Here is a 15,437-nt window from a genome sequence, read left to right as displayed (position 1 = left end):
GAGAAAGTTAAATCAATTTATGATTCTTCAATGGCTTATTTTTTTGCCTTTGATCCTTCCTTTGAGCATTGCTTCAGGAGCATTGCAAGGTATTAAACACGCATTTTTGGGTTTAGTTGATCAGATAAGAAACGACGTTGTGTCGCCTCTTATTCATGAAGATAATCAAGATTTTTTTGCTTGAAATCATCAGGATCAAGTTCTAAAAACTCTTCCCAAAACGCATTAGGCGGCACTGCTGCCTTACAAATGATGGGTTCTTTCTTTACGGGATGAATAAAATATAATCGTCTCGCATGAAGATTGATACTTGCATCCGCATTTGGCTTATCATATCCGTACTTCAAATCGCCACGAATAATACATCCCATCGTGGCGAGTTGAACACGGATTTGATGTGGTCTGCCCGTCAATGGTTCAATTTCCAATAAAAAGTGTTTATTGACTTCTCCCAACACTTTATAATATAACTCCGCTTTCTGCGAGCCTTTTACTTCCTCGTCATGTGCTGTGGTTACATTTTTTGATTCATCCTTCGTTAACCAATGTGTTAATTTGCCTTTCGGTTCTTTCGGTTTACGCTTTACAACTGCCCAATACGTTTTTTGAACCTCTCTTTTTCGAAACAGTTCCATCATTCTTTCCAAACCTTTCGAAGTTCTGGCAAAAATTACTAAACCACTTACAGGTCTATCCAAACGATGAACAGGATGAAGAAAAACATCGCCAGGTTTGTTATACTGCTTTTTGATATAATCCTTCACAGCATCCGTCAAAGTTCGGTCGCCCGTAGAATCTCCTTGAACCAAAATCCCAGCTCTTTTATTGACAACAATGATATGGTTGTCTTCATATACTACATGGAAATCTTTCATTTAATAGCTTTCTTTTTCACTCGGGAAATCAACCGATTTCACGTCTTTAACATATTGTGAGATTGCCTCGTTCATAATGCCGTCCAAATCGGCATATCTTCTGAGAAATCTCGGTTTGAACTCTTTATTTATACCTAACATATCATGAACAACCAAAATTTGTCCATCGGCATCTGGCCCAGCTCCGATACCAACGGTTGGGATATGTAGATTTTGAGAGACCTTTTTAGTAAGTTCAGAAGGAATTTTCTCCAAAACAATTCCAAATACGCCAATATCTTCTAACAACTTAGCGTCTTCCATGAGTTTATTAGCTTCTACGTCTTCCTTTGCTCTCACGGCATAAGTTCCAAATTTATAAATAGACTGTGGCGTAAGTCCCAAATGCCCCATCACAGGAATACCTGCACTCAAAACCCGTGTAATAGAATCTTTGATTTCAGCGCCTCCTTCCATTTTTACAGCGTGGCCACCCGACTCTTTCATAATTCTAATGGCAGACCTCAATGCCTCAGAAGAATTACCTTGATACGAACCAAATGGAATATCAACCACGACCAAAGCCCTTTTAACACCCTTCACCACCGATGTGGCATGATAAATCATTTGATCGAGTGTAATTGGGAGTGTAGTTTCATGCCCAGCCATCACATTTGAAGCAGAATCGCCAACGAGAATTAAGTCCACCCCAGCTGCATCCACTATACGAGCCATCGAATAATCATAGGCTGTCAAACAAGAAATCTTCTCTCCTCGATTCTTCATTTCTTGTAAAATATGGGTAGTAATACGCTTTATTTCAGTATGTACAGACATAATATGTATGGGTAAAAATTAACTTAATATTTTTTTAATGACAGAAGTAGGTTTTTGTTGATAAACCTTTACTTTTGAGTGTACGGTATTTGGATATTAATTACCTTACACTATATTTGCAAATATCGCAATAAACTAAACTTTACTACAAAATTAAGATTAATAGTGGGTAATAATGCTTAACATATTTGTATATCGTATTTTTTTCTAAAAAAAATAGGATTTTTCATTTATATCTTCTTGTTTTTTTAGAAAAAGCATTACTTTTACCCACTCGAATTGTTAGACTACTAAATAAGTCCGTCACAAAACCCTATCATTTTATCAAAATTAAACAAATATGAAACAGATTTTTTCAGGAAACAGTCTTTTTAAAAGACTCACTATGGGGCTACTGACCTGCCTTGCTGCCGGTCATATAGCATCAGCCCAAGTCCCGAATACTACTGGCACTAAACCTACTGTTGTTAGTTCTCTAACTGATAATGGAATTACAACAACGACCTATTCAAATGGGCAAGTAGTAAAAACAGTTGCTGATGGTTATTATCTTGACTCGGCTTTTTACAAGAATACTAACGTTTTACGTTCAACTAAACCAAGACAATATTGGAAAATTACGGATCGTGTTGGTATTGCCATTCCATTTTGTAAAGACGGTGAAGATAAATCATTATTCTTAACACCAGGAGGATACAATTCATTATCTGTAAATCATTTCTGGGGAATTGTTGGTTTAGGATTAACGGGGGGTTATCAAAACTTTAATGTTAGTGATGATTATAAAGGCGTTGATGGTCAAATTTCTAAGAATGCAAGAATTTTAGGAATCAGCCCAAGTGCTTTAAAATACGATACACAAGGAAATTACGAAGATTTCTATTTATTAGTTGGCCCAGCTTTAGCATTGCCAATCGGTAAAAAATTCAATATTGATATTGATTTGAAAGGTGGTTTATTCAACAGTTCAGCTGCCAGGTTTGGCGCTGTAACGGCTGGAGCTTTAGGAGCTGATCAATTGGTATTCCGTACATCACCTTCTGCTTCAAAAAATCAATTAGGGGGTTTATTGAGTGTTGATTTCCTTTATAATATTACTAAAAACTGGGCTATTGGTTTGAATGCTCAAGGATTCTTAACTTCAACACCTTATACAGTTACTGGTGGAGATGTTACTCCTGCTTCACTTAGAGTATTAACGAGAGAATATACTCGTAGTCATGGTGGTTGTAACTTCGGCTTAGCACTTTCTCATACATTCGGAGAGAAAACTGGTAATACCGTTTATTCATTATTACCTCCTCCTCCTGCTCCAGTAATTTGTGCAATACCAACATTACAAGGAGAAAATGGCATGATGTATGACAACGGTGCAACAACAATTCCTTCATTCCGTTGGAAAAGTACTTCTGCAACGCCAGAAAACGAAGAGTATATCTACAAGTTATATAAAGCTGATGGTTCTGGAACTCCAATCTATCAACAAACAACTAAGAATACTAACATAAGCTTACCAGCAAATGTTACTTTAGTGAATAGTGATGAGTGTAGTTTCTATTATTACACAGTTCAGTCGAGTGTTGAAGGAAAATGTTTGTCAGAAGCAGTTGCTGCAAGTTTTGGTTATAAAGCAAAACCTGTTGTTCAAAATATTGTTACAAAGCCAGTTGAAGACCAATATATCTTCAAAATCTTCGGTGGTTCATCGGCAACAAAATATTTTGGTAGTGGTGTTGATGGTTACAGACCCCGTCGTAAAGTTCGTAAAGCTGCAGCAAAACCTGCTGATGCAACCGTTGTTAAACCAAAACGTTTGGTGCCAAGACGCAAAAAATCTACTGCTGGTCCTGCAGGCGTAACAACTTACAGCACAACGATTAACTACGAAAACGTAGCGACTAATCCAAATATCAAATGGCCTTCAGACCTTCCATTACCAAAGAATCCTTCGGTATATGAATATGAAGTTCAACGTTTGAATGCTGGAGACTGTAAGCCAACTGGTCAAGTAGCAAAGTATAAATTCTATATTGATCCTAAGAAACCAGATGATATTCGTATCATTCCTGATTCTCCTAAAAGAAAGAAATAATATTCGTTAGTAAATAAAATAAAAATCCTTTTCGTGCAAACGAAGAGGATTTTTATTTTGGTACGGACACAACCTTTTCCATTTTTTTAACGTCTTTATTAAAATCCAAGAATAGATTTGTGCGTAAGCATGAATTGTTAGTTTATTTCTATGATTTTGAAAATCAATGTAGAAAAAATAAATAGCTTATGGAGACTGCTTAAAGCCCTAAGAAATTTTCTTAGGGCTTTTTTTGGGTTTTCAATTAACTTGAGATCAATTGATTATGGGTTACTTTAAAATATTACACATACTGCTTTTAAGGCAGTTACATTAATAATTTTTTAATTTCAAAATGATGTAACAAGTTACCAATTTCTCATTATATAATTATTTACGAAAATATTTTTTTATAAACAAAAAACTCTCGTTAAAATTATTTAACAAGAGTTTTTGAGCATAAATACAAAGCAAAAATCCTCTACCTGATTTAGGAAGAGGACTTCATTAACTGCATCAAGGATTAACCTTTAAATGCTGCGGCAACTTCATCTTGAAGAATAATTTCTTCTTTGAATGTATAAGCACCTGTTAAAGGGCTTTTTACTGCCTTAATAATCTTAGCGTATTTTACACCACCTTCTTTTTTCAGGGTTGCAACTACTTTCTTTGCCATTTCTTTGGTATAATTTATGAAGTTTTAAAACAAGGAATTTCTATCCTCAATACTTAATACTTCCGAATGAATTATTTGATTTCTTTATGTACAGTTACTTTCTTCATGAAAGGATTGTATTTTTTTAATTCTAAACGAGCCGTAGTGTTTTTACGGTTCTTCTTAGTGATGTAACGAGACATTCCTGGAACACCTGATGTTTTTTGCTCAGTACATTCCAAGATAACTTGGATTCTATTGCCTTTCTTAGCCATTGCTTTATAAAATTATGCGTTAATCGTTGTGACATAAATGAAGTAATCATCATTGTTATCAAAGATTATGAGTGTTTACCTATAATCACAACCAATAACGATTTACTATTTCCTAAACAGGACTGCAAAGGTAGTAAATCTTTGAGTTTTAGGCAAGTATGTTATAAAAAAATTTTAATATTTTTATAACATTTACTTCCCTCCTACCACAATCTCAAATAATGAATCTGTTACTAAATATTTATTGGCAGCTTCCAATAACATTACATCCGAAACTTGTTGAATTTTGGATATATAATTGTTGTAGAAATTAAAAGGAAGGTTTTCTGAAAATATTACTTTATAGCGATCCATAATGTCAAATGGCGTATTTAGAGAACCAGCGAATGAACCCACCATATAATTTTTAACGGTTTCTAATTCGTTTTCAACCACCAACTCTGTTTGTAAGATTTTGATTTCTTTATGAATTTCATCAATGGTTTGTTGCGTAAATTCACGTTTTACATCAGTGCCAATCACAAAATAGCCAGCTTGTCCGAAAAGAGCTAAATTTGAAGAAATTCCATAGGTCAATCCTTTTTCTTCTCTAATATTTTTCATCAATCTTGAACCAAAATAGCCTCCCAATACTTCATTTAACAACATCATTGTAAAAAAGTCTGGATGTTTACGAGTCATTAATTGCTTTCCCATTCGGATGGATGATTGCATGGCGCCTTCTTTCTCAATCAGAATATTCTCTCCTTTGGGAAGAACTGTATTGGCAAATATTTTATTATCAAGAGATTGACTTATTTTTTGACTTCCAAAATATTGCTCAATCAGTTTAATTTCTGCTTCTCCAATATTTCCTGAAAGATAAATTCTGTACGGTTTTCCTTGCCAGTAATTACGATAAAAATCTATAATACCTGCTTGATTAATGCCTTTAATGGCTTCTTCAGACATTGAATTGCCATAAGGGTGAATATCGCCAAAAACCTTTTTTCGGAAAGTCTTGTTGGCAATAAAAGCCGTTTTTTCAGAATTTACTTGAAAATTTTGTAATTGAATATTTTTGAGCGTTTCTAATTCTTTTTCTGGAAAAATGGCATCATTGAGCAATTCTTGAACCATTGGTAATAGTGAAGGAAGATGCTTTTTTAACCCATAAACCACAAAATTTGCTCGGTCTAATCCTTGTCCAGATTCAATAAATGAACCAAATGTATCGAAATATTCACTAATTTCGGAAGCAGAATATTTACTTGTTCCTTCCGAAATCATCTTTGCCGTAAATAAGGAAACGCCATTTTGGGGTTCTTGCCAATTGCCCGCCTCAAAGCTAAATTCAATTTTTATGACTGGTTGTTCACCCACGTTAACGATGTACAAAGGAATGCCATTAGATAGGGTAATTACCTGTGCCGCTGGCATATTTATTTCTTTGATCGTCTGAAAATCAGGGCTTATAGTTCTGTCTAACATTTTTTTATATTTAAGTGCCAACAAGACACTAAGTTAACGCTCATTTTTCTATGTGGTTGCATCAAACAAAAAATGACACTTCCGAAGAAATGTCATTTTCAAAAAATCTATGTACTAAATCTTAGTTCGCAATTACTTTTGGAGCTGCATTGAAATTTGCGTGAAGCGAAATTCTCAATGTTTGAGCTAAAGGACTTCCAGTAGTAGTTGGAATCAAGTAAGCGAAATCTAAACCGTATTTCTTTTCTAATCTTACGCCAAAACCTGCGGTGAAGAATTTTCTACCGCCGTTACCTGCATTTTCAAAGAAGTATCCCGCACGAGCAGCAAACAAATCATTATAAACGTATTCTCCACCTAATGACACATTAATTTCTTTTAAATCATTTCCATCCGTAAATGAACCTAAAATACCACCAATTGCTGTACTTGGTTGAATCAATACACCAGCTGAAGTATAAGTTGGCGTTGGAACCATTAGTTTGTTAATATCCGCAGTCAAAGTAAATTTGTTATGTGCATCAATCATATTCGTTGCCGCAAAACCTGCCTTGAAGTTGGTTGGAATGAAATTAGATTCTGCTCCACCATAAGAAACTCTACCAGAGATATTTTGAATCATTACCCCCCAGTTATAATTCCATTTCTTATCACTTTTTGAAGTATGGAATAAACCAATATCTGCCGCCACCGTTGAGGCTGGTTGCACTGAAGTTCCACCAATTGTACCTGTAAATAAAGTCGAGTTAATGTACTTGATGTTAACACCCAAACCTAATTTTTCAGATAATTTACGTGAATAAGATAATGAAATAGCATATTCTTTAGAATTAAAATTACCTAAAGATTGACCAGTATTATCAGTTGCTTGAAAAAGTCCTTGATCAAAATAATGGATTGAAGCACCAATTACTTGATTATTTTTTATTTTTTTGTAAAAACTGGCATTCAACAAGGCCATATCATTTACTAATTGACGTAACCATGGAGTGTATGATACGGAAACACCAATATCTTTATTTGAGAAAGGCATTTTACCTGGATTCCAGAAAATAGAGTTGGCATCTCCATCAGAAGCAGAAAGTGCTACACCTGCATCACCCATTGCCGCTGAACGAGCATCAGGTGTGAGAATTAAAGATGGTATAGAAGGCGAAGGAATCTCACTTCTGGTGACAGGTACCGTTGTCTGTGCGAAAACATTCGCAACCGACATGGTTAATCCAAGCATTAAAGACGCTCTGAAAGCGTTAGTAACATTTTTAATCATTGTCTTTAAGGTTAAAGTTTCTCGGAACGAGGCTTAATAACGCATTGTGTAATATCAATAATAGAAATCCGTTCGGCATTCCAAAAGTAATCAATAAACCAGTTTTAAACAAAATTTACTGACAAATTTACTGTGCAAAATTATTTAACGGAAATCATTTTACCACTACCGGTTGCTTGATAAGTGGTAGTTAGTGATTTTGCAAAAATACGATAAAAGTAGTTACCAGTAACAATTGGAGAAGAATCTTGTAAAATATTCCAAGAAATTTCTTTGTAAGGGCTACTAATTTTGTACGCATTTTCGTTGAACTGCTTTATTATTCGTCCATAACTATCAAAGATTTCGATGGTTATATTGAAGTCATCGCCTACCCGTTCGTGTTCAAAACTAAAGTTGGTTGTTTGGTTGAAAGGATTAGGGTAACAAAATACGTTACTTAAAATATTACTTTTGTTGGGAATAACACTAAAATGCAACGAAGATTGCGCTGAATTATTATAAGTATCCCAAACTTTTAATGTTAGTTGATGTTTCCCTTCAGATAAATTCTGGAAATTATACCTAATTTCTCCGTTTTTATAATCATCTAAATTGTTTGTAAAATACTGATTCACAACTACTTTAGCGGTATCATCGAGTATCATAACCATTTCGTGACCTAATCCATCACTGGCTAAATTCAACCCATTTTCATCGAAAATTTTAGCAATAAAAATCGGGTTTTCAGTCGTTTGTCCATTCTCAACGAAACTTTCATCGTTCAAGAATAAGTTGATTTTCGGGGCTTGATTATCGCTTAAACTTTCGTTATTTGCTCCTCCTATTATTGGCATAGACGAGCCAAAGCTATCGGAGGTTGCATCAGTTGTTTGAGCGTACACAAATATTTTTCCTTTTCCGTATTGATAGTTAATATCTTTTGGTACAATAAATGTGCCATTGAAATTTCCGTTTTGCACTTTCACTTGTCCTTCGAACAAAAGATTTTGGTATTGCTGATAGGCAAATTTACCCCCTACACTTCCTAATGTTTGTAAATTTTTGAGTTTATCATATACCTTAATTTGAGCAACGCCATTAAAGTAATTTGTCTTTATTTGTGTACCAAATAATCTAATTTCACCTACTAAATTTACTTGACTTAATGATTTAAGTGTATCTATTTCCGTAACATTTTTATTGTTAATTTTCACAATAACTGCTTCATTATCAGGATATAACAATCGCATAGAAGGGTCACCTAATAATGAAAAATTACGATTATTGACTCCTTGTAAACTATTATTTTTGGTATAAATCATTACATCACCCAAGCGAGGCATTTTTCCATTAATCGGTTTAAAAACTGATTCATAAAATGCCTGATTAATAACAAAATTGGTGTTTTGATACACTGGCCTGGTTGTTGTTAATAAACCAATAGCTCCACCTTTCGGATTTAAGATTGAAAGTTCTGCTCCCGATACTTGATTTGGGTCGTCGAAGCGTCCAAATTGGCAAGTGGCCGTTAACATCAGAGGCATGGTGTTGAAATTTGTTAGATTTATAATATCACCAGAGGTTAAAATTTGCTCATCCGTCCATCCTGATTCTGCTCCGTGACCATTGTAATTCATCACTAAAACACCGGCCTGTAAGGCATTAATTAAAGCTTTCTTCGCCTCGGGTGAGCGTTGCATTCCAGTAGATACAATTAAAGGGAAGGCATCTACATAAATCTTATCCAATTGATAATTAGGGTTTTGTGTATTAATTTGCTTGGCAAAAGTATCGGCATCTTCCTGATGAATATTACCGTCTCCATTATCAGCCACGAAGGCAATTTTACTCCGCCAATTACCAAAAGTATTTTTACTGGAACCGTAATAAACCAATTTATCAACGACTTCTTTCGCCTCCTGCACATTCTTTACGGGTAAACGACCGACACCAATTTCGAGGGTATGATTTCCCGTAGAATTTTCCACCCATTCACCTTCATTATTTTCCAAAAACCCAAAATAGTCATCCGAAGAAAAACTATTAATGGGGTTCAAAGATTCTCGGCTTTCGTAGGTCGGAATATAAATTTCTTTAGTTTCATCGCTCACTACATTTATTCGTTTTTTATAATCGTAACAAGCATCGCCAAAAAGCAATAAATACCTCATTTTCAAGGAATTACGGTCGTATAAAAACTTAATAAAATCTCTAATTGCCGTAATATCTTGCTTGCCAGAAGAGAATTCATTGTAAATCTCTTGAGTAGAAACTACTTGCACAGTCAATTTATCATTTTGCCTTCTAAATTCTGCCAAACGATTCGCTTGATTTCTTAGAATTTCAGCGGTAACAATCACTAAATCAGGAACTTCTACATTGTGAATATCCTGATTATTGATTTTTTGTAATGAAACAGGTACAATAAAATTGGCGTTATTAAAAACAATAAATTCCTTTAAAGTTGATGTATTTACGCCAAAACTTAACTTTTGGTTTTGTAATGAATAAATTTGATTTTGTGGAATTTGCGGATTGGAAATATCCCAAATTTTTAGGCTCGTTGAAGATTCGTTTAAAGTAAACTTTGAAGTTGGATATTTCAAACTTTCTAATGACCGAAAAATGGTTTGATTCCCGTATAATTTCAGATTTCTGATGGCTTGTACATCCACATAATTCAAATATCCAACACCATCTGTTAGGGTTTTTCGGTCGTAAATAAAGCCAATTTTCAAATTATTGGCAGTTGTAAAATTGTCCGAATTAATGATAAATTTTTTGGTGTTAAAAGATCCTTTATAATCGTAACGGTCTGCCCCAATCGCATTTAAAGGCACCGTTCCAATTGGCTGACTATTGGTTTTTACGCTAAATTCAGTTTGTCCAAAGGCCGAAGCCGCCATTGAAGCGGTAATTTTCAAAGATGTATTCGGTTGAATTTCTGAAAAATTAAAGGTGAAATTTTGTTCATTATTTCCACCAAACTCCTCTCCTACCCATTCACGTCCTGAACCTGCAAAGGGTGCTTGAGCAAGAATATTTTTACGGTCAATTTCATGGAAATCATAATCGTCAAAACTGGCTATTTCTTGGGTAGCGGCTACAGAATTTTGGTCTTTTATGCGTAAGCCTTTTGTATCGGAAACCGTTAAGAAATAGAAAGTTGTATCTGAATAAATATTAAACTGATGTTTGAAGGATTTTGCTAAAGAATCATAAGAAATTGTGTGCGGACTTTGTCCATAAAATAAGACAAAATCCTGATTATCAAATCGTCCATCGGCTTCTCCTTCTACGAAAATAGCATTTTCTAATAAATCCTTGGCTCTTGGAACATTATTCGCTTGGGGCAACATTCCGCCACCATTACCATAAATTTTGATAGTTTGAGGATTGATTTGAGCAAGATTTAATCCTGATTTTTGAAGAAAGTTAGCATCAATTTTATGAATTCCAGCAGAAATTACGCCAATTTTTATCCAATCTCCTTTGGCTAAAACGGAATTTTGGGCAACCGTTTTTGAAGAAAAAAGAGTTAATAAAAACAAAGAAATATGTAGTAGGATTTTCTTCAAGGATACAGATTATTTGCAGTAATTACAACGGAAAAAGACGTTTGATGGTATAAGAAATGATAAAAGTGTGCTTAACAAAAGAAAGTATTTTTTGTGTTTTCAAACTATTTTCACGAAAGCATTTGAAGAAATTACGTATCGTTTTCCACTTTGTCGGTCTATACACAAAAACCGAGTTCTGCGTAATTCTCCCTTTGTAAAAACACGACCGTTGAGTTCAAAGTTTTCTCCCGATTGTACGCTTGTAAGTACAATTGAATCCACGTCCGTATGCGTGTCAAATTGCCTCAAAGCATTCATTAACGGTTTTGCCCCTTGTGTAGTTGCCGCTGGATTTTTGAGGTATTCAATCAATGGAACGATCAATTCTATGGGCAAAAATTCGGTTTTCAATAAAGGCTGGAACGTTTCTCTAAAATATCGTTTCCATTCTTTTCCGTGGGATTCTGGCTTGTTTCCGTACTGTTTAAAAGTCTGTAAATGAGCGACTTCGTGAATATAAGTAACTAAAAAAGAATAAGGATTTAGATCGGCATTCACCGTAATTTGATGCCCTTTATCACGCCTAAAACAATAATCACCCAATTTCGATTGCCGAGGGCGAGTTGCTTTAAATTTGAATTGATATTGTTTCCACAAATTAAAACAATAATCTGCGGTTGATTCTGGGAAGTATTGTTGAAAAATGGTTAAATCGTTATTCATTTTTTTTATTGGCTTAAGGCAAAGGTACTGAAAAACGTTGATTTGATAAAACAAACATAGCCTGACCATCTTACGATAATCAGGCTATATTTTCACTATGATGTTTATCCTATCAACTCAATCGGTTCATTATGATCATTCAAAAATTTGAAATCTGTAATACCGAAAGAAGTATCCGTAATTAAATTTACCCACGTTTTATATTTGAAATACCATTTCATTCTTATCGAAGGAAAACCCTTCGTAAAATAGGCATACAAAAATGGATGCAAAATAATTGTTGGTTTTTTCTCGTTTTGCTTTTCTAAAATATGCTCCAAATGATGTTCTATCACATCAGAAATCGCAATACTTGCCGTTATTTTTCCAGTTCCTCCGCAGGTTGGGCAATTTTCAGCCGTTACTACATTCATTTCTGGACGTACTCTTTGTCGAGTAATTTGCATCAAACCAAACTTCGTTAAAGGCAAAATTGTGTATTTAGAACGGTCGGTTTTCATCTCTTCTTTCATGATATCCTGAATCAGCTTTTTGTTTTCAGCTTTCTTCATATCAATAAAGTCGATGACGATAATTCCACCCATATCTCGCAACCTCAACTGACGAGCAATTTCTTTCGCTGCTTCACGATTGACACTCAAAGCTGTAGCTTCTTGGTCTGCCTCACTATTGGATTTATTACCCGAATTGACATCAATTACGTGTAATGCTTCCGTGTGTTCGATAATCAGGTATCCGCCTTGGGGCAAACTAACCGAACGACCAAACAACATTTTGAGTTGTTTTTCAAGCCCTAATTGTTCAAATACTTTCGTTTTACCTTGATGCAACTTGACAATTTTTTCTTTGTCAGGCGCAATATTCAAGACATAATTACGAGCTTCTTGGTACAATTCTGGTGTATCTACTACCACACTATCAAAATCTTCATTCAATAAATCACGCAACATTGACGTTGCTCGACTCATCTCTCCGATTATTTTTTCACGGGGTTTTGCGCTTTTTAAAGCCGCCATTCCCGCATCCCATTTAGCAATTGATTCACGGAGGTCTTTATCCAATTCCTCCACTTCTTTGCCTTCTGCGACTGTTCTAACAATTACCCCGAAATTGGCAGGTTTAATCGACGACATCAATCTTTGCAGACGTTGGCGTTCGGTTTTTGCCGTAATTTTTTTCGAGATATTAACCCCATTCGAGAAAGGAACAAGTACCGTATAACGTCCAGCAATCGAAATATCGCAAGACAAACGAGGTCCTTTTGTTGAAATAGGTTCTTTGACGACTTGCACTAAAACCAACGTATTTTTACTCAATACTTTGTCGATTTTATCGTGCTTATCAATCTCTGGCTCTAATTTGAAGTTATCTAAACGTCCAGATTTGATTCTTTCGGCGATAACCTCCTTCGTAAATTTGTTTAGGGAATTGACATTGGGACCTAAATCGTGATAATGGAGAAAAGCATCCTTTTCGTATCCAATATCAATGAAGGCTGCATTCAATCCCGTAACCATCTTCTTAACCGTTCCGAGATATATGTCTCCAACAGAAAAGTGTGGCTCGGACTCCTCTAAGTGATACTCCACAATGCGTTTGTCTTGCAACAAAGCAATGCGATCACCTTTGGGAGTCGAATTGATAATTAATTCGTTACTCACAGGTGAATTAAGCATTTAGAAATGATAGAATGAGAAGATATGTCGAAGTGAGTGTTGAGATAAGTCACTAATAATCAATTAATTATAGATACGTTCGAGCCTATTAAGAAAAAGAGTATTCGATTTCTGAATTAGGAAAATTATTGGTCTAAGCTTCGAGCAATAAGCTACGAGCCGTGAGTTGATTTACAACTCATAGCTGGTTGCTCAATGCTCACAGCTATTTTTCAATAATTAAAGGAAAAAATTTGTCTATAATATTTTTCTTAGATTGACTTTTAAATGTGGGTGACGTGCTTGGATTTATTAGAAGGAAGATGAATAATTACGTATCCAAAAGTAGTATGTTAGTTTGTCACCTAACACCTGCGACCTAATACCTATTTTTACCAAATGTCATAACCGATAATTACTTAAACAACTGATAATTAAACTGTTAAGCAATTAAATTATTTCTTCAAGACAACAATCTCACAAAACGACAAAAACAGGCAAATTTCATTTTGTGAATTTTGCCTGTTTTTATAAAGGTGATAGGTTGTTGGTTTTAGGTCTTAGTTTTTACAATATTTAACTAAAACCTTACCCTATTTCCTAAAACCTAAATCTATTTCTTCTTGTGTCTATTCTTTCTAAGACGCTTTTTTCTTTTGTGCGTTGAGATCTTGTGTCCCTTTCTTTTCTTTCCGCAAGGCATGATTTTAAAAGTTTTAAATGTTAAATAATTTATTTTTAATGTTTGATGCTCGTTTTTGGAGATATTTTTTTGGTTTATTGCTAAAACCTAAATCCTATATTACACCTTACTTGATTTTTGATAAAATATCGTTGGCGGCAGCTTTTTCTTGAGGGTCTTTGCTATTGGCGAGAACTTTCTCTAAAATTTGCTGTGCTTCTTCTTTTCTATCTAATTCTGCTAAACAATACCCCAAATTTAATGCCGCCTTTAAATTAGCAGGATTATTTCTAAGAATTTGTTTGAAACGGTCAACGGCTTTTCCAAATTGGTTCGACCGTATCGAGAGTATTCCTAAACTAAACAACGCAGGTTCATAATCTGGTTCCTTTGCAATCACATCTCGCAACATCATAATTCCCTGCATGGGCGTTTGGGTTGCGGTGTAGGTCATTGCCATATTGGTTTTTGCTAAGAGATTATTCGGGTTTTTATCCAATACTTTTTGATAAATTCCACGAGTTATTTCTCCCATTTTCACGGTCTTATCGCTTTCGAGGGCGTAAGTAAAGGCTTCATAATATAAGCCCCCCGCTTTCATTAAATTACTTTCCGAAGGCTCAATTTTAGCTACTTCATTAGCATAATAGGCTGCACTATCAAAGCGAGTATATTTTACAAATTGCGTAATTAAGGCGTCGGCTGCGGTAATCTTGCTCTTACCAGTACTTTTTGTATAAACATCCTTCAAACTACTAATTGCTGTTTGCTGTTCTGGATTTAGTGATTCCGTATGATTTTCTGTGACCGTTGGGGCATCAGATTTCACATTTTTATCACGATTTGCAGTAGCTGCAGCGTTTTCTTTTACGGGTTCTTGGAGTGTCTTTTTGTCATTATCCACAACTACTTTTGGAAGGCTGTATAGACCGCCAATTATGGCAATTGCCATGACAATGATTACTATAAAAGACTTTTGCATTTTTAGTGTTAGTTATTGGTTATTAGTTATTGGTTGTTAGTTATTCGACTTTGAAAACATCTATTTAACTAATAACTAACAACTAATAACTAATAACTGAATTATTTTGCGTTAGATTTCACTTGCTCAACGAATATTTTTGCAGGCTTGAAACTTGGAATAAAATGTTCTGGAATCTCAATTGTAGTATTTTTCGAGATGTTACGAGCAATTTTATGGGCTCTCTTTTTGTTTACGAAGCTACCAAATCCTCTTACATAAACTGCTTCTCCTTTTGCGAGATTGTCTTTAATTACTGAGAAAAACGACTCAATTGCACTTGATACATCTGCTTTGTCGATGCCAGTTTTGTCTGAAATTTCTACGATTACGTCTGCCTTAGTCACTTGTTGAAAATTTTAAGTTAAAAAATATATTGAAC

General features: G+C 34.8%; 12 protein-coding genes. 1 reads left to right on the top strand and 11 read right to left on the bottom strand.

Going from position 1 to position 15,437, the window contains the following annotated elements; all coding sequences use genetic code 11:
• Positions 1-149 precede the first annotated feature (149 nt).
• Both AC1W31_RS00060 and panB read right to left on the bottom strand, forming a co-directional pair.
• On the bottom strand, positions 150-875 hold the full coding sequence (locus AC1W31_RS00060) for an RluA family pseudouridine synthase (RefSeq protein ID WP_481732340.1): 726 nt from the start codon (positions 873-875) through the stop codon (positions 150-152).
• Positions 876-1,691: a 3-methyl-2-oxobutanoate hydroxymethyltransferase gene (gene panB, locus AC1W31_RS00055; protein ID WP_481732339.1), complete on the bottom strand. Its 816-nt coding sequence runs from the start codon at positions 1,689-1,691 to the stop codon at positions 876-878.
• Positions 1,692-2,031: 340 nt separating this feature from the next.
• Between panB and AC1W31_RS00050 the strand changes: the two genes are divergently transcribed.
• Positions 2,032-3,783: a hypothetical protein gene (locus tag AC1W31_RS00050; protein ID WP_481732338.1), complete on the top strand. Its 1,752-nt coding sequence runs from the start codon at positions 2,032-2,034 to the stop codon at positions 3,781-3,783.
• A gap of 502 nt (positions 3,784-4,285) precedes the next feature.
• On the opposite strand, the gene AC1W31_RS00045 is transcribed toward AC1W31_RS00050, so the two are convergent.
• The 9 genes from AC1W31_RS00045 to AC1W31_RS00005 all read right to left on the bottom strand — a co-directional run bounded on the left by AC1W31_RS00045 (position 4,286) and on the right by AC1W31_RS00005 (position 15,402).
• On the bottom strand, positions 4,286-4,438 hold the full coding sequence (locus tag AC1W31_RS00045; RefSeq protein ID WP_481732337.1) for a DUF4295 domain-containing protein: 153 nt from the start codon (positions 4,436-4,438) through the stop codon (positions 4,286-4,288).
• A 71-nt stretch (positions 4,439-4,509) separates the two neighbouring features.
• Complete coding sequence (gene rpmG, locus AC1W31_RS00040; protein WP_184135005.1) at positions 4,510-4,692, bottom strand: 50S ribosomal protein L33; 183 nt, start codon at positions 4,690-4,692, stop codon at positions 4,510-4,512.
• A gap of 192 nt (positions 4,693-4,884) precedes the next feature.
• Positions 4,885-6,162, bottom strand: coding sequence for a M16 family metallopeptidase (locus AC1W31_RS00035; protein WP_481732336.1), 1,278 nt, complete (start codon positions 6,160-6,162; stop codon positions 4,885-4,887).
• 121 nt (positions 6,163-6,283) lie between these two features.
• Positions 6,284-7,432, bottom strand: a complete 1,149-nt coding sequence (gene porV / locus AC1W31_RS00030; RefSeq protein ID WP_481732335.1) for a type IX secretion system outer membrane channel protein PorV — start codon at positions 7,430-7,432, stop codon at positions 6,284-6,286.
• Between the two features lie 140 nt (positions 7,433-7,572).
• Positions 7,573-10,992 carry a type IX secretion system sortase PorU gene (gene porU, locus AC1W31_RS00025; protein ID WP_481732334.1) on the bottom strand — a complete coding sequence of 1,140 codons (3,420 nt, stop codon included), beginning with the start codon at positions 10,990-10,992 and terminating at the stop codon, positions 7,573-7,575.
• 99 nt (positions 10,993-11,091) lie between these two features.
• The gene (locus AC1W31_RS00020; RefSeq protein WP_481732333.1) at positions 11,092-11,697 is read right to left on the bottom strand and encodes a SprT-like domain-containing protein; all 606 of its coding nucleotides are present in this window, start codon (positions 11,695-11,697) and stop codon (positions 11,092-11,094) included.
• 104 nt (positions 11,698-11,801) lie between these two features.
• A complete protein-coding gene (locus AC1W31_RS00015) occupies positions 11,802-13,358 on the bottom strand; it encodes an Rne/Rng family ribonuclease (protein WP_481732460.1) in 1,557 nt (518 codons plus the stop codon).
• Positions 13,359-14,161: 803 nt separating this feature from the next.
• Positions 14,162-15,016: a tetratricopeptide repeat protein gene (locus AC1W31_RS00010; protein ID WP_481732332.1), complete on the bottom strand. Its 855-nt coding sequence runs from the start codon at positions 15,014-15,016 to the stop codon at positions 14,162-14,164.
• Positions 15,017-15,117: 101 nt separating this feature from the next.
• Complete coding sequence (locus tag AC1W31_RS00005; RefSeq protein ID WP_481732331.1) at positions 15,118-15,402, bottom strand: HU family DNA-binding protein; 285 nt, start codon at positions 15,400-15,402, stop codon at positions 15,118-15,120.
• Positions 15,403-15,437 lie beyond the last annotated feature (35 nt).

The sequence above is a fragment of the Arcicella sp. genome (assembly GCF_964672035.1).
This window is presented reverse-complemented; position numbering and strand designations above follow the sequence as displayed.

What these genes read in the sequence shown, in the direction of transcription:
- AC1W31_RS00050 (WP_481732338.1), top strand. Translation starts at nt 2,032, where the DNA reads ATGAAACAGATTTTTTCAGGAAACAGTCTTTTTAAAAGACTCACTATG.
- porV (WP_481732335.1), bottom strand. Translation starts at nt 7,432, where the DNA reads ATGATTAAAAATGTTACTAACGCTTTCAGAGCGTCTTTAATGCTTGGA.
- AC1W31_RS00035 (WP_481732336.1), bottom strand. Translation starts at nt 6,162, where the DNA reads ATGTTAGACAGAACTATAAGCCCTGATTTTCAGACGATCAAAGAAATA.
- AC1W31_RS00020 (WP_481732333.1), bottom strand. Translation starts at nt 11,697, where the DNA reads ATGAATAACGATTTAACCATTTTTCAACAATACTTCCCAGAATCAACC.
- AC1W31_RS00010 (WP_481732332.1), bottom strand. Translation starts at nt 15,016, where the DNA reads ATGCAAAAGTCTTTTATAGTAATCATTGTCATGGCAATTGCCATAATT.
- panB (WP_481732339.1), bottom strand. Translation starts at nt 1,691, where the DNA reads ATGTCTGTACATACTGAAATAAAGCGTATTACTACCCATATTTTACAA.
- AC1W31_RS00045 (WP_481732337.1), bottom strand. Translation starts at nt 4,438, where the DNA reads ATGGCAAAGAAAGTAGTTGCAACCCTGAAAAAAGAAGGTGGTGTAAAA.
- AC1W31_RS00060 (WP_481732340.1), bottom strand. Translation starts at nt 875, where the DNA reads ATGAAAGATTTCCATGTAGTATATGAAGACAACCATATCATTGTTGTC.
- rpmG (WP_184135005.1), bottom strand. Translation starts at nt 4,692, where the DNA reads ATGGCTAAGAAAGGCAATAGAATCCAAGTTATCTTGGAATGTACTGAG.